Below are 21,015 nucleotides of genomic sequence, written 5' to 3' on the forward strand. Positions count from 1 at the left end.
CGCTTCATGCGTCACGAGGGCGCGGGGCCGTCCACGCAGTCGGCGGGTGAGGTGCCCGGGTCCGTCAGCGACAGCCCGAGCAGGGCTCGTTCGGTGACCCAGCGGCTCGGGCGGTGGCGCGGGTCGTCCGTCGTGCGGTGCAGTGCCCGGTGCAGTTCCAGCATCCGTCCGGCACCGACCCGGTCGCCCCAGGCCAGCGGGCCGACGGGGTAGCCGAGCCCGGCGGTGACGGCCAGGTCGATGTCGCCGGGGGCGGCGATGGAACGCTCCGCGATCCCGGCCGCGACCGACACGATCGAGGCGAGCAGCCGCTGGGCGACCGAGCCCGCAGTGTCCCGCACCACCGAGACCGCGAAGGGCTCCTCGCCGTCCGCCGACCGGGCCAGCACCGCGCGGGCGTCGCGCGCGGCGGCCGGGTCCGCCGCCGGGGTCACGGCCAGCACCCGGCGCCGGCCCGCCGCGGGCAGCGGGTCCACCCCGAAGGTGCGCCCCGCGGGCAGCCCGTGCGCGGCGACCGCCCCGGCCACCGCGGTGCCCCAGACCGGAACCAGCACGAGGGCGCCGGCCGACGGCCCGTCGCCGGTCTCGACGGCGGCGCCCGCGGCGGTCAGCGCCGCCCGCAGCACCTGTGCGTCCCGGTCCTGCCCCTCGGTGGCGTGGACGAACACCGGGCGGTCCGCGTCGCCGGTGACCGGCGGCTCCGGGGCGGGAGCGGGTGCCTCGGGACCGTACGCGTACCAGCCGTGCCCGGTCTTGCGGCCGTGCAGCCCGGCCGCCACCCGGTTCGGGGTGAGGTAGGAGGGACGGAGCCGGTCCGCGTGGCGGAAACCCTGCCAGATCGAGTCGATCACCGCGGCCGTCACGTCCAGCCCGGTGAGGTCCATCAGCTCGAACGGGCCCATCCGCAGCCCGAGCACGTCGCGGGCGATCCGGTCGATGTCCGCCGGCTCTCCGACCTTCTCCTCCAGCAGCGCGAGTGCCTCGGTCACCAGCCCCCGCCCGGCGTGGTTGACGAGGAAGCCGGGGGTGTCGGCGACGGTGACCGCGCGATGGCCGCAGCCCTCGACGAACGCGGTGAGCATCGGCGGGATGGCGGGACGGGTGGCCGCACCCGGCACGATCTCGACGATCTTCATCAGCGGCACCGGGTTGAAGAAGTGCAGCCCGGCCAGGCGGCCCGGGTCCTTCAACTCGGCGGCGATCCGGGTGACCGACAGGGAGGAGGTGTTGGTCGCGAAGACGGCCGTCGCGGGCAGCGCCCGCTCCAGCCTGCCGAAGACCTCCGTCTTGGTGTCGAGGTCCTCCCGCACGGCCTCGACGACCAGCTCGACGTCCGGCCCGTCCGCCCACGGGTCGTCGAGCGGGATCAGGCGCGCCACGGTGGCGTCCCGGTCCTCGGCGGCCAACCGGCCCTTCTGCACGGCCCGTTCGAGCATGGACCGTACGAAGTCCACGGCTTCCGTCACCGCCTGGGGGCGTACGTCGCACAGCTCGACGGTGTGTCCGGCGGTCGCCGCCCACTGGGCGATGCCGCGGCCCATGGCCCCGGCGCCGACGATCCTGATGCGCATGGTGGTTGCGGTCCTCTCGGGGATGGCATGTGATCCGTCCCAGCGAAGATAGACGCGGTCAGGCTCCACGTCCTCGCGCAGCAGCCGGAGTTCGGCCGCGGTCGGCGGCGGTACGGTCCCGACCATGTCGTCCACCGCAGGGTCTCGGCCGGTGGCCGCGCGCATCCGCTCGACGATGCCCCCGGGGCGGACGACGACCGGCCGCAGCTCCTCGTCGAGGCCCGCACGGGCCAGGATGCCCAGCTCGGTGCTCCTCCGGCTCTGCGCGCGCGTCCTGACAGGGGCGTCGCTGCACCGTGTCAGTGGCCGTTGATCGCCCTCCGATGCCGAATTAGGCTCGCATCGAGACGTCTGGCTGATGAATGGTTTCCCGGGGCGATGTGCCCGGGGCCCATGGGTCCGGTCCACGGGCCGGGGACCGGAGGAGCGGCATGGAACTGCGTCGTCTGTCCGCGTTCGTCGCCGTGGCCGAGGAGCTGCACTTCGGGCGGGCCGCGAAGCGGCTGCAGATGGCCCAGCCGCCGCTGAGCCAGCAGATCCGCCGGCTGGAGCAGGAGTTGGGCGTCCAGCTCTTCGAACGCAACACCCGGTCGGTGCGGCTCACCGGCGCGGGGGAGTCCTTCCTCCAGCCGGTACGGGCCGTCCTCGCCGACCTCGACACCGCGGTGCGCGCCGCGCAGGCGGCGGGCCGCGGCGAGTACGGGCGGGTCACGATCGGCTTCGCGGGCGCCTCCAGCCACGAGACGCTGCCGCTCCTCACCCGGGCCGTGCGCGCCGCCCACCCCGCCGTCGAACTGGTCATGAAGGGGCAGACGTACGCCAACGTCGCCCTCGACCGGGTCGCCGACGGCTCGCTCGACCTGGGCTTCGTCCGGTTGCCGGTGACCCGGCCGGGGGTGGCCCACCGGGTGATCGACGAGGAGGAGCTGGTGTGCGCGCTCTCCTCCGACCACCCGCTCGCCCCCCTGGAGAGCATCCCCATCGAGGCGCTCGCCAACGAGCCCTTCGTCTCCTTCCCCGCCAACACCGGCTCCACCGTGCGCGACGCGATGGCCGGCGCCTGCGAGGCCGCCGGGTTCAACCCCCGGGTGGTGCAGGAGGCGCCCGACTCGTACACCATCCTCGCGCTGGTCGCCGCGGGCGTCGGCGTCACGCTCACCGTCACCTCCGTCCAGCACATCCAGCAGAACGGCCTCATCTACCGGCCCCTGTCCGGACCGCCCGTCCGGCTCCGGGCCGCCCGTCCGGCTCCGGGCCGCGCTGGCCTGGCGGACCGACAATCCCTCCGCCGCCCTGCGGGCGGTGCTCGCGGTGGCGGAGAAGGCCCTGCCCACCCCGGCGGCCCCGGTCGGCGAAGGAACCGCCGGGCTCCACGATTGAGACGCACCGCGTCTTGAGCCGAAGCGAACCGGATATTGGACCGAATCAGTCGTCGGGTGCAAGGGTCGGCGGCACACACCACTCGTCATCCGCCACTCGTCACTCGCCACTCGCCACTCGTCACTCGCCACTCGTCACTCGCCACCGAAAGGTCACGCCGTGCCCGACCAGCAGCCCGATGTCGTCATCTGCGAACCGCTGCGCACCCCCATCGGCCGTTTCGGCGGAGTGTTCGCACAGCAGACGCCGGCCGCGCTCGCCGCGCGCGTCATCGCCGAGGTCGTCGCCCGCACCGGGATCGAACCCGAGACGGTCGACGAGGTGATCCTCGGGCACTCCTACCCGTCCGCCGAGGCGCCCGCCATCGGCCGGGTCGCCGCCCTCGACGCCGGACTGCCCGAGACCGTCACCGGTACCCAGATCGACCGCCGCTGCGGCTCCGGCCTCCAGGCCGTGCTCGACGCGGCGATGCAGATCCGGGCCGGCTTCAGCGAGGTCGTCGTCGCGGGCGGCGTGGACGTGATGAGCGCCGCCCCGTACTACACCCACGAGGGCCGCTGGGGCATCAAGGGCCCCGGCCTCCAGCTGCACGACGCGCTGGCCCGGGGCCGGGTCACGGCCGGCGGCGTCAACCACCCGGTGCCCGGCGGCATGATCGAGACGGCGGAGAACCTGCGCCGCGCGTACCGCATCGGCCGTGCCGACCAGGACGCCCTCGCCCTGCGCTCGCAACAGCGCGCCGGCCGGGCGGCGGCGGAGGGCCGCTACGACGCGGAGATCGTGCCGGTCACCGTACGGACCCGCAGGGGCGAGACCGTCGTCACCACCGACGAGCACCCCCGCCCCGACACCACCGCGGAACAACTCGCCGCGCTGCGCCCGATCATGGCGAAGTCCGACCCGGAGGCGACCGTCACCGCGGGCAACGCCAGCGGCCAGAACGACGCAGCCGCCGCCTGCCTGGTGACCAGCGCGGCCACCGCCGAACGCCTCGGCCTCAACCCTCTGGTCCGGCTCGTCTCGTTCGCCCGCGCCGGAGTGCCCGCCGCAACCATGGGTCTCGGCCCCGTACCCGCGACCCGGGCCGCACTCGAACGCGCCGGACTCACCCTCGCCGACCTCGACCTGATCGAGCTCAACGAAGCCTTCGCCGCCCAAGTGCTCGCCTGCACACATGAGTTGGGGCTCGGTGAGAAGGACCACGAGCAGCGCGTCAACGTCAACGGCTCCGGGGTCTCCCTCGGCCACCCGGTCGGCGCCACCGGTGCCCGCATCCTCGCCACGCTCACCCGCGAACTGCACCGCCGCGAGGCCCGGTACGGCCTGGAGACGATGTGCATCGGCGGTGGGCAGGGCCTCGCCGCGATCTTCGAACGCATCGTGCACTGACAGCGCCGCCAGGACGACTGCGTCACGGTCGTCGCCACCCACGACCCGGCCGTGGCGGAGGCCGCCGACCGGGTCGTGGACAGGGCCGAACCGGCCGCCGCGGGAGCCGTCATCGCGCGCCCGGCCCGGCAGCGACACGGCGTACGTACGGACGCGCGGGGTCAGCCCGGGGCGGCGTCGCGGGCGCGCGCCTCGGAGATCCGGCGCCTGACCGGGGCGTAGCGCTCGCCCATGGCCTTCATGAAACCGGTGGTGTCGTCGGCCCGCGCGGCGTCCACGATGCTCTGGTACGCCGCGATCGTCTCCGCCTCGTCGGCCTGCGTGAATCCGTCGAGATGCGGCGCGACAACCGTGTACACGTCCCAGAAGGCCATCGAGAGCTGGCCGATCAGCCGGTTGCCGAGCGGGGCCACCAGCAGCTCGTGGAACGCGCGGTCCGCCTCCACGAAGTCGTGGTCGTCCCGGGTGCCGGTCTCGCGCATGGTGGTGACCAGCGCGTCCAGCTCGTCGAGCTGCTCCTCGTCGAGCAGCGAGACGATCCGGTCGGCCGTCCCGCGCTCGAACAGCTCGCGCACGTCGACCAGATCGGCCATCGCCTGGAAGTCGTCGCCGGGGGAGAGCAGCCCGCGGAAGGTCAGACTCTCCACCAGAGCGGACAGGCTCAGCCCACCCACGTAGGTGCCGTGCCCGTGGCGCACCTCGACGATGTCCAGTGCGTGGAGGATCTTGACCGCTTCGCGGACGCTGGAACGGCTGGCGCCGAGCGCCTCGCACAGGGCCGGCTCGGTGGGCAGCGGGTCCCCGGGGCGGAGCCGTTCCTCGAGGATGTAGCGCTTGATGCCCTCGACGACTTCCTGCCGTAGTAATTTCCGGCCGGACTTCGTACCGGGCGTGCGTGAACTCCCCACCTCTTGGCCCCTCTCGATTGTCGGGCTACATCCCCACGCTACCAAGGCATCAGACATCAGATGTCTTGCGTGTCGTCTTATGGGCCGACGCTTTTCGCACGGCCTGCCCGGACCGAGCGGGCCTGTCCCGAGTCGGAGCGGGCCCGGGAGGAGGGAGTGGAAGCGAGGACGGGGGCGGGAACGACGAAGGGGCGGGGTCCGCCGTCACAGCTGGGCTGCGACGGCGGACCCCGCCCTTCTCTACCTGCTACCTAGTGGCTTCCTGCCTGTTGTCCGAGGACCGTTCCGGTCAGTTCTGCGAGGCGCGGGCGCGGCGGACCAGCAGGGTCCCGCCGAGCACCATGGCCGCGCTGGCCCCGCCGGCCAGGCCGAGGTTCGCGTCCGAGCCGGTGTGGGCCAGCTGCGGCGGCTTGTGGTGCGGCGGCTTGTGGTGGTGCGGCGGCTTGTGGTGGTGCGCCGGCTCGGGGTGGTTCGGGTGGTGGTGCGTCGGAGGCGTGGTGGGCGGAGTGGTCGGAGGCGTGGTGGGGTGCGTGGGCGGGCAGTGCGGGGTGTGGTGGTGCGGCGGCTTGTGGTGGTGCGGCGGCTTGTGGTGGTGCGGCGGGTGAACCGGGGGCTTGTGCGGCGGGTGGACCGGCGGCTTGTGCGGGGGGTGCACCGGGGGCTTGTGCGGGGGGTGGACCGGGGGCTTGTGCGGCGGGTGGACGGGGGGCGGGGTGCTGTCGCCGCCCGACTCGTTCTCGCAGTTGTTCCCGGCCGCCGGGTTCAGCGCACCGATGACGTTGCCGGTGTTGCCGCACACGTTGACCGGCATGTCGACGGGCGCCTGGACGACGTTGCCGGAGAGCAGGCCGGGGGAGTTGACCGCGGCGCCCTCGGCGCTCGCACCCTGGTCGCTGTCGCTGTCGCTGTCGCTGTCGCTGTCGCTGCCGCCACCCTCGTTCTCGTTCTCGCACTCGTTGCCGAACGCGGGGTTCAGCGCACCGATGACGTTGCCGGTGTTGCCGCACACGTTGACCGGCACGTGCACCGGCACCTGCACGGTGTTGCCCGAGCCGACGCCCGGCGAACCGACGGCCGCGCCCTCGGCGGAGGTGTCCGCGAACGCGTACCCCCCGGATGCGGCCAGGATGCCTGAGGCCGCCGCCATCACCAGCACGCTCTTACTCAAGGCTTTTCGCATTGGTGCCCTTTCTCTAGGACATTCCGTGCGAGCGGAACGCTCGCTGTTCGTTCATCGGGCGGTGTGGACACCGCCGGGGTGCCATCCCCGGCGGCCTCCGTGCGTGAAACCGGAAAGCGGCGGTTACGGAAAACGCGGAGACCACGAAGACACGTTCTTCATGTACTGAGTACTGCTTCTGTTGGTCAAGCGACCGGACGTGCGCGCTTGTGACACTCATAACGAGAAGATTTTGTTCAGGAAACTCACGCGGCCGTGGAAGTTTCGTAACCACACGAAAGGAGTAATGCATAGGGGCCGGACCCGGTCCCGCCGGCGAGGTCGAGGGTGCTCTGTATTGGCGCGCGAATACGGTATGGAGGGCCGGGCGGCGGCCGGGGGTGCGCCTTTCTCTGCCGATCCGCGAGCGCAATTTCGCACGGATGTGCGCGCGCTCCGGGCATTCGAGTGAAAGGCGAGAAGTACGAGAACCAAAAGCCCGGTCGCGAGTTGGGCAGGGGGCTCCGGTACGGGGCATCCGGTACGAGAAGGGTTAAATGTGATCAAGAAGGTTCTGGCTACGGGCGCCGTTGCCGCTTCCATCCTCGGTATGGGCGCGACGCAGGCCATGGCCATCGGTGACGACGGCGGTACGACCTCGATCAACGGCAACGGGGCCTCGCAGTCGTTCGGAAACGCCGAGACCCGTGGTGACGGCAGCCCGCAGTTCGGCCTGGTCCAGGGGAGCCTGAACAAGCCGTGCATCGGCCTGCCGGCCAAGGCCAACGTCGGTTCGGTCCTCGGTCTGATCCCGATCGCCGTCCAGGACGTCAACGTTCTGTCCTCGCCGCAGAACCAGCAGTGCACCGAGAACTCCACCCAGGCCAAGGGCGACGAGCCGCTGTCGCACATCCTGGACGGCATTCCGGTGCTCTCCGGCAACGGCGCCGGCAACAGCTGACCGGTGGCTGATCGACACCTGACCCAGCCGTAACGACAGGCCCGGACCGCCGGCGTTCCTCCCCCGCGGTCCGGGCCTGTTGCTGCACTCCCGGGCGCCGGTGCGGGCGCGAGTGCGGGTTGCGGGTGCGGCGTGGACACGGGTGGACGCGTCGAGTGACCGGATGGGTTCACCCGTGGCGTCAAGTGATCGATATTGCACCATTCGGGCGAATCTTGATGATTTTCAGCCCCTCAAGTTTCGCCTACAGCCCTGAATCGTTACGAATGAGAGCGGCGGAGTTACGAGTGATCAGGATCGCGCTCGTGTGGCACGAAAGACGTGGCTGCTTCGGACTCCGTCCAAGAAAGGGAACAACGTGAAGTACACCAAGGTTGCCGCCATCGCCGCAGGAACCCTCATGGCGATGGGTGCCGCCGCGCCCGCCTTCGCAGACTCCGGCGCCGAGGGCGGCGCCGCGCACTCGCCCGGCGTGCTGTCCGGAAACAACCTCCAGGTCCCGATCCACGTTCCGGTCAACCTCTGCGGCAACACGGTCGGCCTGGTCGGTCTGCTCAACCCGGCCTTCGGCAACACCTGCGTCAACGCCTGACCTCCGGTCGGCCGGGCCGAACGCCCGTGACCGGAAGGCCCCGGAACGCATTCACTGCGTTCCGGGGCCTTTCCCTGTCCTCGTTCCGGGTTTTCCGGCAGTCGAACGAATGGCCCCGAAGAAAAAGTGTCCCCGCCCAGTTGCCGTGTCGCAACCGCATCGTTACCCCATGCGAAAGCGGCAGGAGAGCACGGCCACAGAGGGCTCGTGCGGCGCGGTTCCCGCGACCGATGAAGCTGCCGCTGCAGAAGGGAACCCGAAAGTGAAGTACGCGAAGACTGCCGCAATCATCGCCGGTTCCGTGGCTGCGCTCGGAACGGCTGCTCCCGCCTTCGCCGTCACCACCGCCACGGCCCCCAACTTCAGCCTCAACGGCGGTGTCAACCAGGTGGTGGAGAGCGCCCCGCAGGCTGTCGACCCGGTCGTCGACACGGTTGGCAACGCCGCCGGTGCGGTGAAGGGCGGCACCCTCGCCGACCTGGCGGGCAAGGCCACCGGTGCGGCCAAGGGCGCGGCCCCGCTCCTGGGCGGCATGCCGGTCGGCGGCTGATCCGTCGCGCCGCGGCAATTTCCGTCCGGCGAAGCCTTTCGCATTCCTCCGGTGCCGTGCATTCGGTGAACAAATGAACGCAAAGGCGCCGTTCGAGTGAATGGGCACAACCATCCCCGTAGCCGCGAGTTGATCAGGACGCTCCGGACAGGCGGGCAACAGATAAACCCCAGAAGGGCTATTTCATGATCAAGAAGATTATGGCCTCGGCAGCCGTCGCCGCTTCGATCGTCGGTGTCTCCGCCGCGGTCGCCCCGTCGGCCATGGCCATCGGCAACGACGGTGGCACGACGTCGGTCAACGGCAACGACGCCGTCCAGTCGTACGGCAACTCCGCCACCCACGGCGACTGGAGCCCGCAGTTCGCGCTCATCCAGGGCTCGCTCAACAAGCCCTGCATCGCGCTGCCGGCCAAGGCCAACGTCGGTTCGGTGCTCGGCGCTGTCCCGATCGCGGTCCAGGACATCAACGTCCTGTCCTCGCCGCAGAACCAGCAGTGCACCGAGAACTCCACCCAGGCCAAGGGTGACGAGGCCCTCTCGCACATCCTGGACGACATCCCGATCCTGTCCGGCAACGGCGCCGGCAACAACTAAGGCCGTACCGCCCCGGGCGCTCCCCCTCGACTCCTCGCACGCGCGGGGGAGAGCACCGCGGGCCGCTTCGGGCCCGCCTGCCCGCAGCATGTGAAGTACCCGTGGGGCCGGCACATCCACGCGGCAGCCGTTCGTCGGTTGCCCGGATGTGCCGGCCCCTCGTGCGTCCGGAGTCCCGCGCCCCCCGAATGAGCGGGTGCACTGGGCCGGTTGCCGTAGTGGCGGCGGACGTCGTCCGCCGCACCGGGTAGGGCCACTTCATGGACCAGTACGACAGCCAACGCCCCCACGGCCGGCAGGGACGCGCACAGGACGGCACCCCCATCTACGACCGGTTGCTCGCCGAATGGCGCGCCACCCACGGCGACCCGGAACAGGGGCCGCCCGCGGCGCCCGCCCCGCCACGCGCGGAAAGCCGGATTCCCGCGGCCCGTACCTCCGGCGAAGCCGTCGACGGATGAACCGGACGGTCGAACTCATGCCGGACCGGACCCGTTCGGGTGGTACTGCGGAACCCACGCTTCCGTAGCGGGTTGATCAGTACGTTCCACAACGGGACGCTCCGAAAGGTGAAGCGTGATGAAGAAGATGATGACCGGCGCAGCAGTGGCCGTGTCCCTGGTCGGTCTGTCCGCCGCGATGGCCCCGGCGGCCATGGCGATCGGCAACGACGGTGGCACGACGTCGGTCAACGGCAACGGCGCCGTGGACTCGTTCGGCAACAGCGTGACCGAGGGCAACGGCAGCCCGCAGGTCCAGCTCGTCCAGGGCACGCTGAACAAGGCCTGTGTCGGCCTGCCGCTCAAGGCCAACGCCGGTGCGCTCGTCGGCCTGCTGGTGCCGGTCGCGGTCCAGGACGTCAACGTCCTGGCCTCGCCGCAGAACCAGCAGTGCGCCGAGAACTCCACCCAGGCCAAGGGTGACGAGGCGCTGTCGCACCTCGTCAACGACATCCCGGTGCTGTCGGGCAACGGGATCGCCAACAACTGACGCGCCTGACGTGCGGGCGACCCGGGACCGTTCCCGCCGTCGCCCGCACCGCTGCGCCCCGTGTCCACGGGGCGCAGTCGGTCGCGGAGCAGGACCAGGGGCACGGCCCCCGGGCTTCGCACATGACGATGCCCACCGCGCCACGGGGGCGGTGGGCATCGTCATGCGCCGGGTGGGTCAGCCCAGGCTGCGCACCGGAAGGACGCAGTGGGCGGAGGACATGATGACTTCCGGGTCACCGGCGAAGGACCGCAGCCACTGCTCGTCGACCGGCCGTCCCGGAGCGCCCTGGGGCCACGGGCGGGTCGCGAACATCGCGTGCACCTCGCCCCGCTGGTTCGCGGCGGCGAGCCACTCGGGCGGAGCGGGGTACTGCGCGGTGAAGTGAGGCAGCGTCAGAACGGCCTGGCCCGCCTGGACGAGGAGCTTCACCTGGAGGCCGGGGTGCTCCGCCGCGTACACCGGACCGCCGCCGATCGGCAGTCCGCAGCGTTCCAGGGCCACACGCATGGCGGCCTCACCGGCGGCGGAGCCGTCCGTGCCGTCGCCCAGCGAGTAGACGAGGAGGAAGGCGACGTCGTGGCCGCCGTCAGGGTGTTCGCCGCTCCACCCGATCAGTGTGATCGTGCCCAACTGGGCCTGGGTGAACGTGCCGTTGGCGGTCTGGGGTGAGGTCATGCTCGGCACCATAACGGCCCCGGACCGGTGATTGTGCATGCGTATCACCTGATCGGGCGAGATGAATGGATAACTCCGACGAATACGGCCGGGATCGTGGTCCCCGGTCCGGTGGGTGCGAAGGACGCGGTGCGCGTCCCGGTAAATGTGTTGAGCCGCCCGACGGGCGCGGGCTATCGTGTGCGGAGTTGACCGGACGGCGTGTTGATCCGCCGATGTCGGGTTCGTGCGTGAACCAGGAGGTGAGGACCGTGATGACTGTCGTTGCGACGGGCGTTGCCCACAACCGGAAGAACACCGTTCCCACCCCCGTGGTCGCCGGCTGACCTCTCCACAACTCTCCGCGCCAGCAAGCGCGTTGCCGGGGCCACCCTTCGAAGGGTTTCCCTTGTCTCTCCAGTCTTTCTCGTCCGCTCTCTCCTCCTTCCAGGACTCGTCCGCCGTGCACCCGCTGTCCCCGTACGGCTGGGACGCCGGGTGGGAGGCCGAGTTCGCACCGTACGCCGAGCAGGGTCTGCTTCCCGGCCGTGTGGTGCGGGTCGACCGGGGCCAGTGCGATGTCGTCACCCCGGACGGCACCCTCAGGGCCGACACCGCCTTCGTCGTCCCGCGCGATCCGATGCGGATCGTCTGCACGGGCGACTGGGTCGCCGTCGATCCCGACGGCGATCCGCAGTTCGTACGGACGCTGCTGCCGCGGCGCACCGCCTTCGTCCGCTCGACGTCGTCGCAGCGCTCCGAGGGGCAGGTGCTCGCCACCAACGTCGACCACATCGCCATCTGCGTCTCGCTCGCCGTGGAACTCGACCTGGGGCGGGTGGAGCGCTTCCTCGCGCTCGCCATGTCCAGTTCCTCCGGTGACGCGCTGCTGCGGGAGGACGGGGCCGCCGGGGACGGCGCCGCCCAGCCGATCGTGGTGCTGACCAAGGCCGACCTCGTACCGGACGCCACCACGCTGTCCTACCTGGTCCAGGACATCGAGGGCGTCGCCCCCGGGGTGCAGGTGCTGCCCGTCAGCTCCACCACGGGGGAGGGCATCGACGTCTTCTCCGCCATCGTCTCGGGCGGGACGAGCGTGCTGCTCGGGGCGTCCGGCGCGGGCAAGTCGACGCTCGCCAACACCCTGCTCGGCCAGGACGTGATGGAGGTGCAGGCCGCGCGCGACGTCGACGGCAAGGGCCGGCACACCACCACCACCCGCAATCTGCTGGTCCTGCCCGGCGGGGGAGTGCTGATCGACACTCCCGGGCTGCGCGGGGTCGGTCTCTGGGACGCGGAGACCGGTGTCGGCCAGGTCTTCTCCGAGATCGAGGAACTGGCCGAGCAGTGCCGGTTCCACGACTGCGCCCACGAGACCGAGCCGGGCTGCGCGGTGCTCGCGGCGATCGAGGACGGTTCGCTGCACGAGCGGCGCCTCGCCAGCTTCCGCAAACTGCTGCGCGAGAACCAGCGCATCGTCGCCAAGACCGATGCCCGGCTGCGGTCGGAGATCCTGCGCGACTGGAAGCGCAAGGGTGCCGAGGGGCGTGCCGCCATGGACGCGAAGCGGGGTCGGCTGCGGTAGCCGCGGCCGTGGCCCCGGAGCCCTGCGCGCCGGCCGACCGCACGCAGGGCCGTGTCCGAAATCCGCCAGTGCGGTGCCGGGAGGTGCCGCACACTGGACGGCGTGATGGACGAACGGACCAGGTACGAGGCGGTGAGCAGCCGCGACGCCCGTTTCGACGGGGAATTCTTCTTCGCCGTCGAAACGACCGGCATCTACTGCCGGCCGAGCTGCCCCGCCGTGACCCCCAAGCGGAAGAACGTCCGCTTCTACCCGACGGCGGCCGCCGCGCAGGGCAACGGCTTCCGGGCCTGTCGGCGCTGCCGTCCGGACGCGGTGCCCGGCTCGGCGGAGTGGAACGTCCGGGCCGATGTCGTGGGCCGCGCCATGCGGATGATCGGCGACGGCGTGGTCGACCGGGAGGGCGTGCCCGGTCTCGCCCACCGGCTCGGTTACAGCTCGCGCCAGGTGCAGCGGCAGCTCAACGCGGAGCTGGGTGCCGGACCCGTCGCGCTGGCCCGCGCCCAGCGGGCCCACACCGCGCGGGTGCTGCTCCAGACGACCGGGCTGCCCGTGACCGAGATCGCCTTCGCGTCCGGCTTCGCCAGCGTGCGCCAGTTCAACGACACGATCCGGCAGATCTACGCCCGTACGCCGACCGCGCTGCGCACCGAGGCCGGTACGGGGCGGGGCGGGGCGGTACGGGCGGGGCGGGCCACCGGCATCCCGTTGCGGCTCGCCCACCGGGGTCCGTACGCGGCGCGCGAGGTCTTCGACCTGCTGGCCGGTGAGGCGGTCGCCGGGATCGAGGAGGTCGACGGCGCGGCGGGCGCCCGTACCTACCGGCGCACCCTGCGGCTCCCGTACGGGTCGGGCGTCGTGGCCGTCGACGAGCGGTCCGCGGGGTCCTGGCTGGACGCCCGCATCCACCTCACGGACCTGAGGGACCTGACGACGGCCGTCCAGCGGCTGCGGCGCCTGTTCGACCTGGACGCCGACCCGTACGCCGTCGACGAGCGGCTCGGTGCCGACCCGCTGCTCGCTCCGGGGGTCGCCGCCCGGCCGGGGCTGCGTTCGCCCGGTGCCGCGGACCCGGAGGAGTTCGCCGTGCGGACCCTGGTGGGCCGGGAGGCGGCGGCGCGGCTCGTCGAGCGGTACGGGACGGCGCTGGACGTGCCCTGCGGCGGGCTGACCCGGGTGTTCCCCGAGGCCGCCGTGCTGGTCTCCGCCGCGGACGACCCAGAGCTGCGGGCCCTGGCTGCCGCGCTCGCCGACGGGGAGGTGCGGCTCGACGCCGGGGCCGACCGCGACGAGGCCGAGCAGGCCCTGCTGAGGCTGCCCGGGATCGGTCCGACCCATGCGGCACTCGTCCGGATGCGCGCGCTCGGCGACCCGGACGTGGACCCGTGCGGGAGACCGGAGACGGAGCGGTGGCGGCCCTGGCGCTCGTACGGGGTGCGGCACCTGGAGCTGCTTGGCCCCCGCTGAGCCCGCTCCGCTCGTGCGACGGGGCCGGGAAATCCCCGAAAGGGGTGAAGACGTATCCATCATGACAGGTCAGCGGCCTTTTTCGTAGGACAGGAAGCACACCTGACCGGCCTTGTTCCGGGCCGTTCCCGGATCCCAGAATCACCGTCATGAATCCCACCGAGAACGTCGGTCAGGATGCGGTGCTGCGGGCGCGGACGGTGCTGCTCGGGTCGGGCAGGCCGGACGACCGGCAGGAGCTGGAGGCGTACCGGGTGCTGGCCGGGGTGAGCCCGCGGGCCTACCTGCCGAAGCTCTGCCGGGCGCTGATCTCGGCCGGCCGCGCGCGGGAGCTCCGGGAGCGCCCGGACGCACAACTGGCCCTGTACGCCGAGGCGGTGGCCGTCGCCCGGCGGATCGAAGCGGACGATCCGAACCGTACCGAGATCCTCATCAGGGCCCTCTCCGCCCACCAGCAGCAGCTGTACGAGGCCGGACGGCGGGCGGAGGGCTTCGCGTTGTGCGAGGAGATGGCCCGGGTCGGCCGACAGGGCTTCGAGGCGGGACAGGAGCGAAGCCCCCTGTGCGGGCACCACCGGCTGGCCGTCGTACTGGCGGAGGAGGGGCGCCACCGGGAGGCCGCGGAGATCCACAGGGGGTTCGCCGAGGCCCGTAGCGCGGAGAAGCTGGGCGGGGATTTCTTCTGGGACGCGATCGAGTGGGCGGCCGAACTGGATGCCGCCGGGGACCGGGAAGCCGCCCTGGACGCCTTCGCGGACATCGTGGCCACCGGCCGGGAGAAAGGCGCGTCCAGGAACAGACCACTGGCCATCCTGGTCTGGGAACTCGTCCGTCATTCCCAGATGCTGGACGCCGCCGGGCGCCGGGACGAGGCGACGGCGGCCCGGAAGGAGGCACTCGGCCTCCTCGCCGAGCTGGACGAAACCGGGGACCGCGGGAGCTGGGGCGGCGCCCTTTCCTGGTGGACCACGCTGCTCGCCCTGTCGGGCCGGGAACTGGAACCCCCGGCGTCCCCCGACTCCCCGGCACCGTCGTTCGGCTCGACCTCCTGGTCGGGCGACACCGCGCGGGCCTACTTCGACGCCCTCCCGGCCCTGGAGGAGCGGGCCGCCCGCCTGGCCGGAGCGGCCGACGCCGACCCCCGCACCCATCTGCCCGAACTGATCGCCGTGCACCGCCGAGCGACCATCCGCGCGGCGCTGCTCCGGGAGAAGCGCAGCCCCATCGTCCTGGAGCCGCTCCGGCCGTTCTTCGACCGGGGCGTGGCGCTCGCCCGCAGGCTGGCGGACCTGGCCGGGGCGGAGGGCCGGGACGCCCTGGCCGGGGCCCTGACCGACCGTTCCGTGTTCCTCCTGGCCGCCAAGCAGTACGGCGAGGCGCACGAGGACTTCCTGGCCGTCACGGCCCTGCCGGCCCCGGCAACGCGGGGGCGATAGGAGGTGAAGTGATGGGCTGTCAGAATGCCTGCTGGTGAGGTGGGTGCGGTGATCTGGCACTGCCTAGTGCCAGATCACCGCACCCAGCCAGGCCCCCGTGACCAGCAGGCACGCGAAGAGTTCCACGAGCACCGAGTAGCCCGTCGCCCGCATCACCGAGCGGACCGACGTCCAGCCCGCCGCGTGGCTGCCCAGCCGCAGTCGTTCCGCCCCGTAGATGGTCCCCACGTAGCCGACGATCGCGCCGGCCACCGGCACCACGAAGAAGCCCACGATCGCGCCGATTCCGCCGAGCATCAGCGTCCTGCGCGGCGCCCCCGACTCGTGGGGGCGCCGCGGGGGCAGCAGCGGCTTCAGGGCCTGGTCCAACAGCAGCAGCGCGGTGGCGCCGATCAGTACGCCCCAGGCGACCGGCGTCGTCTCGGTCAGCGCCCACCACAGCACGGCGGCCCAGACGATCGCCTGCCCCGGCACCCCCGGCACCAGCACGCCGAGCAGGCCGAGGAGCATGACCAGGCCGACGGCGACGAGTTGCCACACGCTCATCTGACCAGCCTGCCGGAGTCCGGCCGGTCCCGCCCGTCAGCACTCCGGGGACAGGGCCGTCCGTGCAGCTCAGGGCCGTGCCGGAGCCCTGCCGAGGACGGTGTCGGTCCGGTGGCGATGGCGCACCGGCACCGGGCCGGCACCGGGCGCGGCCGACGCCCGGCCGGGCATCCGCTCAGAGGTGCGGGGTACGGGCCACCCAGCCCCGTTCGTACGCGTGCCAGCCCAGTTGCAGCCGGGTCGACACACCGGTCAGCTCCATCAGGCCCTTCACCCGGCGCTGCACGGTCCGCAGCCCCAGATCCAGCTGCTTCGCCACGCTCGCGTCCGTCAGCCCGGCCAGCAGCAGCGACAGGATCTCCAGATCCGTCGGATCGGGCTCGGTGGACTCCTCCTGCGGCCTGCCGCTCTCGCCCAGTCTGAGCGGCATGGCCTGGCGCCACACCGCCTCGAAGAGACCCATCAGCGACTCCAGCAGCCCGGAGGCATGGACCACCAGGGCCGCGGGCTCGGCGCCGCGACGGGTCAGCGGGACCATCGCCAGGGCACCGTCGGCGACGACCAGCTTGGTCGGCACCCGGTCGATGACCCGGCACTGCTCGTTGCGGCTCAGCGCGGCCGACAGCTCCATGATCCCGAACGGCAGCGAGAGGATCTCGCGCTCCACCACCACCCGGTACGAGACCCCGCGGGTCGCGGCCCGCTCCTCGGACTCGTTCTCCATGCCGCTGACCGCGATCGGCTTCCCGGTGACCAGGGCGCACACCTCGTTCGCCGCCCCCAGCTGCAACTGGTGGAAGCGGTGCGACACCGCGCTCGCCCCCGTCACCACCTCGACCAGATCGTGCACGGCCGGTTCGGCGGACTCCGCCCGGTACTCCTCGGCGAGCAGTGCCGCCGCCAGCTCCGCCTGCTCCAGCTCATGACGCTGCTGGGTCAGCAGCGCCCCGAGCGCCACGCCCGGCGGCGCCGCCACCCAGCGCCCCGTGCGCGCGGAGGACTGGGCGGCGAGCCCGTGCTGCTCCAGCCTGCGCAGGGCCCGTTCGGTGTCCGGCTGGGGAAGTGCCAGCCGGTGCGCGAGATCGGAGACCTCCGCGGCTCCCACCGCCACGAGCGCGCGGTACGCCGACTCCTGTATCTCGTCGAGGCCTATGGCTCCCAGCATCCCCGGACCCTCCCGGACGCATTGATTCCGCACGATGTCGCCGTCGCCGGGTGTTCGGCCATGGCGGAAAACGGCCACGGCGTAAACCCGCCGTGCACATCATCCCTTCAACGCCCTTCGCTCTGCCAATGTGGCGCCACCGCAGTACCAACAACCTCCGGAAAGCTGCGGTTTACGCAGGTTGGTTCCGGATTCACTTGGGGAGAGCGATGCGTCCGATATCGCGCACGGCACTGGGGGCGGCCACCGCCGCCGTCCTGGCCGTCACCGCGATCGCACCGTCCGCGGCAGCGCCGCAGGACGAGGCGACGGGTAAGAGACCACTGACCGGCAGCGCCGCCGCCGAGGCCAAGCAGGGCAAGCCGGTCACCGTGACACTGGTCACCGGCGACAAGGTCCTGGTGAGCACGGACAGTTCGGGGGCCGCCTCGGCCACCGCGCTGCCCCGTGAGGACGGCTCCGTCCCCCTCATCCAGACCAGGCAGGCCGGCAAGGACCTCTACGTCTACCCCGACACCGCCACCGGCGCGCTGGCCGCGGGCCGGGTCGACGAGGAACTCTTCAACGTCACCGGTCTCATCCGGCAGGGCTACGACGACGCCCACGCCAAGTCGCTGCCGCTGATCGCCGTCTACGACAAGGCCGCGGCCCGCACCCTGGCGGCCACCCCGCGCGGAGCCAAGCGCGGACCGGCGCTCGACGCCATCGACGGCGTCGCGCTCAAGGCGGACAAGGAGAAGGCCGCCGACTTCTGGGCGGACGTCACCCGCGGCACCCGTTCCTTCGCGGCCTCCGGGCTGAAGAAGCTCTGGCTCGACCGCAAGGTCCAGGCCACCCTCGACAAGTCGACCAAGCAGGTCGGCGCCGACCTCGCCTGGGCCGCCGGTTACGACGGCAAGGGCACCAAGGTCGCCGTCCTCGACACCGGTGTCGACGCCGAGCACCCCGACCTCAAGGGCCGGGTCGCCGCATCGGAGAACTTCACCGACTCCAACACCGCCGACGACCGCCAGGGCCACGGCACCCACACCATCTCCACCGTCGGCGGCTCCGGCGCCGCGAGCGACGGCAAGAAGAAGGGCGTCGCCCCCGGCGCCGACCTGCTCGCGGGCAAGGTCCTCAACGACAGCGGCTTCGGCGCCGAGTCCTGGATCATCGCCGGCATGCAGTGGGCCGTCGACCAGAAGGCCGACGTCGTCTCCATGAGCCTGGGCAGCCCGGAGCCGACCGACTGCACCGACCCGATGAGCGTCGCCGCCGAGAAGCTCGCCCAGAGCAAGGGCACCTTGTTCGTGATCGCGGCCGGCAACTCGGGCCCGAGCCTGAACACCGTCTCCTCGCCCGGCTGCGCCCCGAGCGTGCTGACCGTCGGCGCCGTCGACCGCGACGACTCCACGGCCCAGTTCTCCAGCCGCGGCCCCGCGATCGTCTCGCACACCCTCAAGCCCGAGATCGCCGCCCCCGGCGTCAACATCTCGGCCGCCGCCGCCGGTGGCCGGGGCATCTACGCGTACCAGTCGATGTCCGGTACGTCGATGGCCACCCCGCACGTCGCGGGCGCCGCGGCCATCGTGAAGCAGCGTCACCCGGACTGGACCGCCCAGCAGATCAAGGCGGCCCTGGTGTCCTCCGCGAAGAGCGACATCCCCGGCGACGTGCGCGAGACCGGCGGTGGCCGGCTCGACGTCAAGGCCGCCATCGACACCACTCTCGTCGGCGCCCCCGCCATCCAGGGCGGCACCTTCGACTGGCCGCAGAGCCGCACCGACCGCACCACGGTCGACGTCCCGTACACCAACTCCGGCGACAAGCCGGTGAAGCTCTCGCTGAAGGTCCAGGGCGTCACCGGGAACGACGGCTCGGCCGTCCGTTCCGCGATCGCCGAGCTCGGCGCGCGCACCGTCACCGTGCCGGCCGGAGCCACCGTCAAGGTTCCGCTGGAGATCGACCCGACGGCGAAGCTGAAGGCCGCCCAGTACGGCGACGTCACCGGACGCGTGCTGGCCACCGGCCCCGACGGCGCCAAGGTCTCCACCCCGTTCTCGCTGTACGTCGAGGCCGAGACCGTCACCCTGCGCGTCAAGCTCGTCGACCGCGCGGGCAAGCCCGCCTCCGGCTCCTCCTCGCTGGACGTCATCGGCACCGACACCGCCAGTGGTGAGCGCCGCTTCAACGACGGCGCGACCGACCAGGTCTACCAGGTGCGCCCCGGCGCGTACTTCCTGTCCGGTTTCGTCACCACGGCCGACCCGAAGGACGCCACCGGCCGCACGGCCGACTCCGTCGCCTACCTCGCGAGGCCGCAGCTGAACGTCACCAAGGACACCACCGTGGTCCTGGACGCCGGCAAGGCCCACCGCATCCAGGTGAAGACCACGGACCGGGCCTCCGAGAACCGCTCCACGACGCTCGCGTTCGGCCGCAGCTGGGACGACGTCTGGCTGCACTCGGGCTCCATCACCGGCAACTCCATGGTGAAGAACTACCTGGCCGACGTGCAGGGCAGGGCGAGCGACGGCGACTTCGAGTTCGCCAGCTTCTGGCGCGCGTACGCCCCGCAGATCGAGAAGCTGTCGGTCGTCGGCGGCGCCGAACTGCACCCGAGGGCGGCGAGCACCGGCTCCGTCAACCTCGACGGCACGGGCCGCGCCGCGCTGGTCGACGCCGGCAAGGGCACCCCCGCCGAGCTGAAGGCCGCGGACGTCGCCGGGAAGATCGCCCTGGTCGAGGTCGGCGACGACGGCTACATGTACGCCCAGGCGCGCGACGCCAAGGCCGCGGGTGCGAAGGCCGTCGTCGCCCACCGCCCCTCCGCAGGCCCCTGGAGCCCGTCCGTCGGCTACGCCTCGGCGCCGGTGCCGTCGCTCGGCATCGAGGCGGACGAGGCCGCCGCGCTGAAGGCCGCCCTGGCCGACGGCCCGGTGGAGCTGAGCTGGAAGGCCACGGCCGTCAGCCCGTTCGTCTACAACCTGGCGTACCCCGAGACCGGCCCGATCACCTCGGACCGCACCTACAAGGTCCGTGACACCAAGCTCGGCAAGGTCACCGCCAACTACGAGGCGATGGGCATCGCGGCGGACTACGTCGACATGATGCTCATCAACCGCCCGTACGGCGGGAGGTTCTCCGCCATCACCGACTCCGTCGCCGTCCCCAGCAAGCGCACCGAGTACTACTCGACGGGCGACGACACCGCCTGGGAGCGGTACCTCTCCTCCAGCTTCCCCTGGGGCGAGCTGATGTACGACCAGCTGCGCACCTACGAGGCGGGCTCGAAGCGCACGGAGAACTGGTACCGGGGCATCCCGGCCCCCGCCGCCCCGCGCGACGCCGCCGGCGAGCTCCAGCTCGCCGCCGAGCGCCAGGACAACCTGATCGGCGTCGCCCCGGGCTTCTGGAGCGACAGCGAGCACGCCGGTCTCCAGGGCTCCTTCGGTGACGTGGGCAACATGAGCCTGTCCAGCGACGGCAAGCTGATCGGCGAGACCGGCTGGCCGTCCGGGGTGTTCACCGTCCCGGCCGAGGACGCCGCGTACGAACTCACCATGCGGACCACGAAGTTCGGTCAGCCCGCCGCCGCGTGGAAGCGGTCCACCGAGACCGAGACCACCTGGAAGTTCCGTTCGAAGCGTGACGAGAACGCGTACTCGCAGGGCATCCCGCTGCTCTTCCCGAGCTACGACCTGGACGCGGACGGGCTCAAGACCCTCGCGGCAAAGGACGGTCAGAAGATCGGCCTGAGCGTCACCGGTCACGCCGGCTACACGCCCGGCAAGCTGACCGCGGCCAAGGTCTCGTACTCGTACGACGGCGGCCAGACCTGGACCGCCGGGACCACCGCCCAGCAGGACGGCCGGTGGACCGCGACCGTGAACCACGCGGACGCGGCCGGCAAGCTGGTCACCCTGAAGACCGAACTGACGGATGCCAACGGCAACTCCGTCGTCCAGACCGTGACCGCCGCATACGCCGTGCGCTGATCACCCGGACCGGTCCGCCGGGCGTCCTCCCCGTGGGGGGTGGGGGCGCCCGGCGGACCCATGTCCGGGGCCACTTTTTCCGG

At 71.8% G+C, this 21,015-nt stretch carries 17 protein-coding genes and 1 pseudogene; 12 read left to right on the forward strand and 6 right to left on the reverse strand.

Annotation, left to right across the window (positions count from 1 at the left end; genetic code table 11):
- Nucleotides 1-11: 11 nt before the first annotated feature.
- Nucleotides 12-1,571: a 3-hydroxyacyl-CoA dehydrogenase gene (locus ACWCXX_RS31675; protein ID WP_451133300.1), complete on the reverse strand. Its 1,560-nt coding sequence runs from the start codon at nucleotides 1,569-1,571 to the stop codon at nucleotides 12-14.
- Between the two features lie 431 nt (nucleotides 1,572-2,002).
- On the opposite strand from ACWCXX_RS31675, the pseudogene ACWCXX_RS31680 reads away from it, so the two are divergent.
- Both ACWCXX_RS31680 and ACWCXX_RS31685 read left to right on the forward strand, forming a co-directional pair.
- Nucleotides 2,003-2,951: pseudogene (locus tag ACWCXX_RS31680) on the forward strand (LysR substrate-binding domain-containing protein).
- Between the two features lie 159 nt (nucleotides 2,952-3,110).
- A complete protein-coding gene (locus ACWCXX_RS31685; protein ID WP_451133268.1) occupies nucleotides 3,111-4,340 on the forward strand; it encodes an acetyl-CoA C-acetyltransferase in 1,230 nt (409 codons plus the stop codon).
- Between the two features lie 161 nt (nucleotides 4,341-4,501).
- Here ACWCXX_RS31685 and ACWCXX_RS31690 read toward each other — a convergent pair whose 3' ends face one another.
- On the reverse strand, nucleotides 4,502-5,248 hold the full coding sequence (locus ACWCXX_RS31690) for a FadR/GntR family transcriptional regulator (protein ID WP_451133270.1): 747 nt from the start codon (nucleotides 5,246-5,248) through the stop codon (nucleotides 4,502-4,504).
- 289 nt (nucleotides 5,249-5,537) lie between these two features.
- Nucleotides 5,538-6,404: a chaplin gene (locus ACWCXX_RS31695; RefSeq protein ID WP_451133302.1), complete on the reverse strand. Its 867-nt coding sequence runs from the start codon at nucleotides 6,402-6,404 to the stop codon at nucleotides 5,538-5,540.
- A 562-nt stretch (nucleotides 6,405-6,966) separates the two neighbouring features.
- Between ACWCXX_RS31695 and ACWCXX_RS31700 the strand changes: the two genes are divergently transcribed.
- The 6 genes from ACWCXX_RS31700 (at nucleotide 6,967) to ACWCXX_RS31725 (ending at nucleotide 10,096) form a co-directional block, all read left to right on the forward strand.
- The gene (locus ACWCXX_RS31700; protein WP_356935225.1) at nucleotides 6,967-7,368 is read left to right on the forward strand and encodes a rodlin; all 402 of its coding nucleotides are present in this window, start codon (nucleotides 6,967-6,969) and stop codon (nucleotides 7,366-7,368) included.
- Nucleotides 7,369-7,726: 358 nt separating this feature from the next.
- Entirely contained in the window at nucleotides 7,727-7,960 is a 234-nt protein-coding gene (locus tag ACWCXX_RS31705) for a chaplin (protein ID WP_451133271.1), read from the forward strand.
- 262 nt (nucleotides 7,961-8,222) lie between these two features.
- Entirely contained in the window at nucleotides 8,223-8,510 is a 288-nt protein-coding gene (locus ACWCXX_RS31710; RefSeq protein WP_451133272.1) for a hypothetical protein, read from the forward strand.
- Between the two features lie 185 nt (nucleotides 8,511-8,695).
- Entirely contained in the window at nucleotides 8,696-9,106 is a 411-nt protein-coding gene (locus ACWCXX_RS31715; protein WP_451133273.1) for a rodlin, read from the forward strand.
- Between the two features lie 260 nt (nucleotides 9,107-9,366).
- Entirely contained in the window at nucleotides 9,367-9,567 is a 201-nt protein-coding gene (locus ACWCXX_RS31720; RefSeq protein WP_451133275.1) for a hypothetical protein, read from the forward strand.
- A gap of 118 nt (nucleotides 9,568-9,685) precedes the next feature.
- Nucleotides 9,686-10,096 carry a rodlin gene (locus tag ACWCXX_RS31725; RefSeq protein WP_451133277.1) on the forward strand — a complete coding sequence of 137 codons (411 nt, stop codon included), beginning with the start codon at nucleotides 9,686-9,688 and terminating at the stop codon, nucleotides 10,094-10,096.
- Between the two features lie 177 nt (nucleotides 10,097-10,273).
- Here ACWCXX_RS31725 and ACWCXX_RS31730 read toward each other — a convergent pair whose 3' ends face one another.
- The gene (locus ACWCXX_RS31730; RefSeq protein ID WP_451133279.1) at nucleotides 10,274-10,774 is read right to left on the reverse strand and encodes a DUF5949 family protein; all 501 of its coding nucleotides are present in this window, start codon (nucleotides 10,772-10,774) and stop codon (nucleotides 10,274-10,276) included.
- Between the two features lie 388 nt (nucleotides 10,775-11,162).
- Between ACWCXX_RS31730 and rsgA the strand changes: the two genes are divergently transcribed.
- The 3 genes from rsgA (at nucleotide 11,163) to ACWCXX_RS31745 (ending at nucleotide 15,241) form a co-directional block, all read left to right on the forward strand.
- Nucleotides 11,163-12,338 (forward strand): ribosome small subunit-dependent GTPase A, encoded by a 1,176-nt coding sequence (rsgA, locus tag ACWCXX_RS31735; protein WP_451133281.1) that lies wholly within the window; start codon nucleotides 11,163-11,165, stop codon nucleotides 12,336-12,338.
- 105 nt (nucleotides 12,339-12,443) lie between these two features.
- Nucleotides 12,444-13,805 carry a bifunctional transcriptional activator/DNA repair enzyme AdaA gene (locus tag ACWCXX_RS31740; RefSeq protein ID WP_451133304.1) on the forward strand — a complete coding sequence of 454 codons (1,362 nt, stop codon included), beginning with the start codon at nucleotides 12,444-12,446 and terminating at the stop codon, nucleotides 13,803-13,805.
- A 149-nt stretch (nucleotides 13,806-13,954) separates the two neighbouring features.
- A complete protein-coding gene (locus ACWCXX_RS31745; protein WP_451133283.1) occupies nucleotides 13,955-15,241 on the forward strand; it encodes a hypothetical protein in 1,287 nt (428 codons plus the stop codon).
- A gap of 63 nt (nucleotides 15,242-15,304) precedes the next feature.
- On the opposite strand, the gene ACWCXX_RS31750 is transcribed toward ACWCXX_RS31745, so the two are convergent.
- Both ACWCXX_RS31750 and ACWCXX_RS31755 read right to left on the reverse strand, forming a co-directional pair.
- Entirely contained in the window at nucleotides 15,305-15,787 is a 483-nt protein-coding gene (locus tag ACWCXX_RS31750; RefSeq protein WP_451133285.1) for a DUF456 domain-containing protein, read from the reverse strand.
- A gap of 175 nt (nucleotides 15,788-15,962) precedes the next feature.
- Nucleotides 15,963-16,952: a helix-turn-helix domain-containing protein gene (locus tag ACWCXX_RS31755; protein WP_451133287.1), complete on the reverse strand. Its 990-nt coding sequence runs from the start codon at nucleotides 16,950-16,952 to the stop codon at nucleotides 15,963-15,965.
- 209 nt (nucleotides 16,953-17,161) lie between these two features.
- On the opposite strand from ACWCXX_RS31755, the gene ACWCXX_RS31760 reads away from it, so the two are divergent.
- Entirely contained in the window at nucleotides 17,162-20,932 is a 3,771-nt protein-coding gene (locus tag ACWCXX_RS31760; RefSeq protein WP_451133289.1) for a S8 family peptidase, read from the forward strand.
- Nucleotides 20,933-21,015: the final 83 nt, after the last annotated feature.

The sequence above is a fragment of the Streptomyces sp. NPDC001732 genome, from assembly GCF_053596315.1.

Coding starts and splice junctions, on each gene's coding strand:
- ACWCXX_RS31720 (WP_451133275.1), top strand. CDS start 9,367: ATGGACCAGTACGACAGCCAACGCCCCCACGGCCGGCAGGGACGCGCA.
- ACWCXX_RS31730 (WP_451133279.1), bottom strand. CDS start 10,774: ATGACCTCACCCCAGACCGCCAACGGCACGTTCACCCAGGCCCAGTTG.
- ACWCXX_RS31750 (WP_451133285.1), bottom strand. CDS start 15,787: ATGAGCGTGTGGCAACTCGTCGCCGTCGGCCTGGTCATGCTCCTCGGC.
- ACWCXX_RS31745 (WP_451133283.1), top strand. CDS start 13,955: ATGAATCCCACCGAGAACGTCGGTCAGGATGCGGTGCTGCGGGCGCGG.
- ACWCXX_RS31760 (WP_451133289.1), top strand. CDS start 17,162: ATGCGTCCGATATCGCGCACGGCACTGGGGGCGGCCACCGCCGCCGTC.
- ACWCXX_RS31715 (WP_451133273.1), top strand. CDS start 8,696: ATGATCAAGAAGATTATGGCCTCGGCAGCCGTCGCCGCTTCGATCGTC.
- ACWCXX_RS31740 (WP_451133304.1), top strand. CDS start 12,444: ATGGACGAACGGACCAGGTACGAGGCGGTGAGCAGCCGCGACGCCCGT.
- ACWCXX_RS31675 (WP_451133300.1), bottom strand. CDS start 1,571: ATGCGCATCAGGATCGTCGGCGCCGGGGCCATGGGCCGCGGCATCGCC.
- ACWCXX_RS31755 (WP_451133287.1), bottom strand. CDS start 16,952: ATGCTGGGAGCCATAGGCCTCGACGAGATACAGGAGTCGGCGTACCGC.
- ACWCXX_RS31725 (WP_451133277.1), top strand. CDS start 9,686: ATGAAGAAGATGATGACCGGCGCAGCAGTGGCCGTGTCCCTGGTCGGT.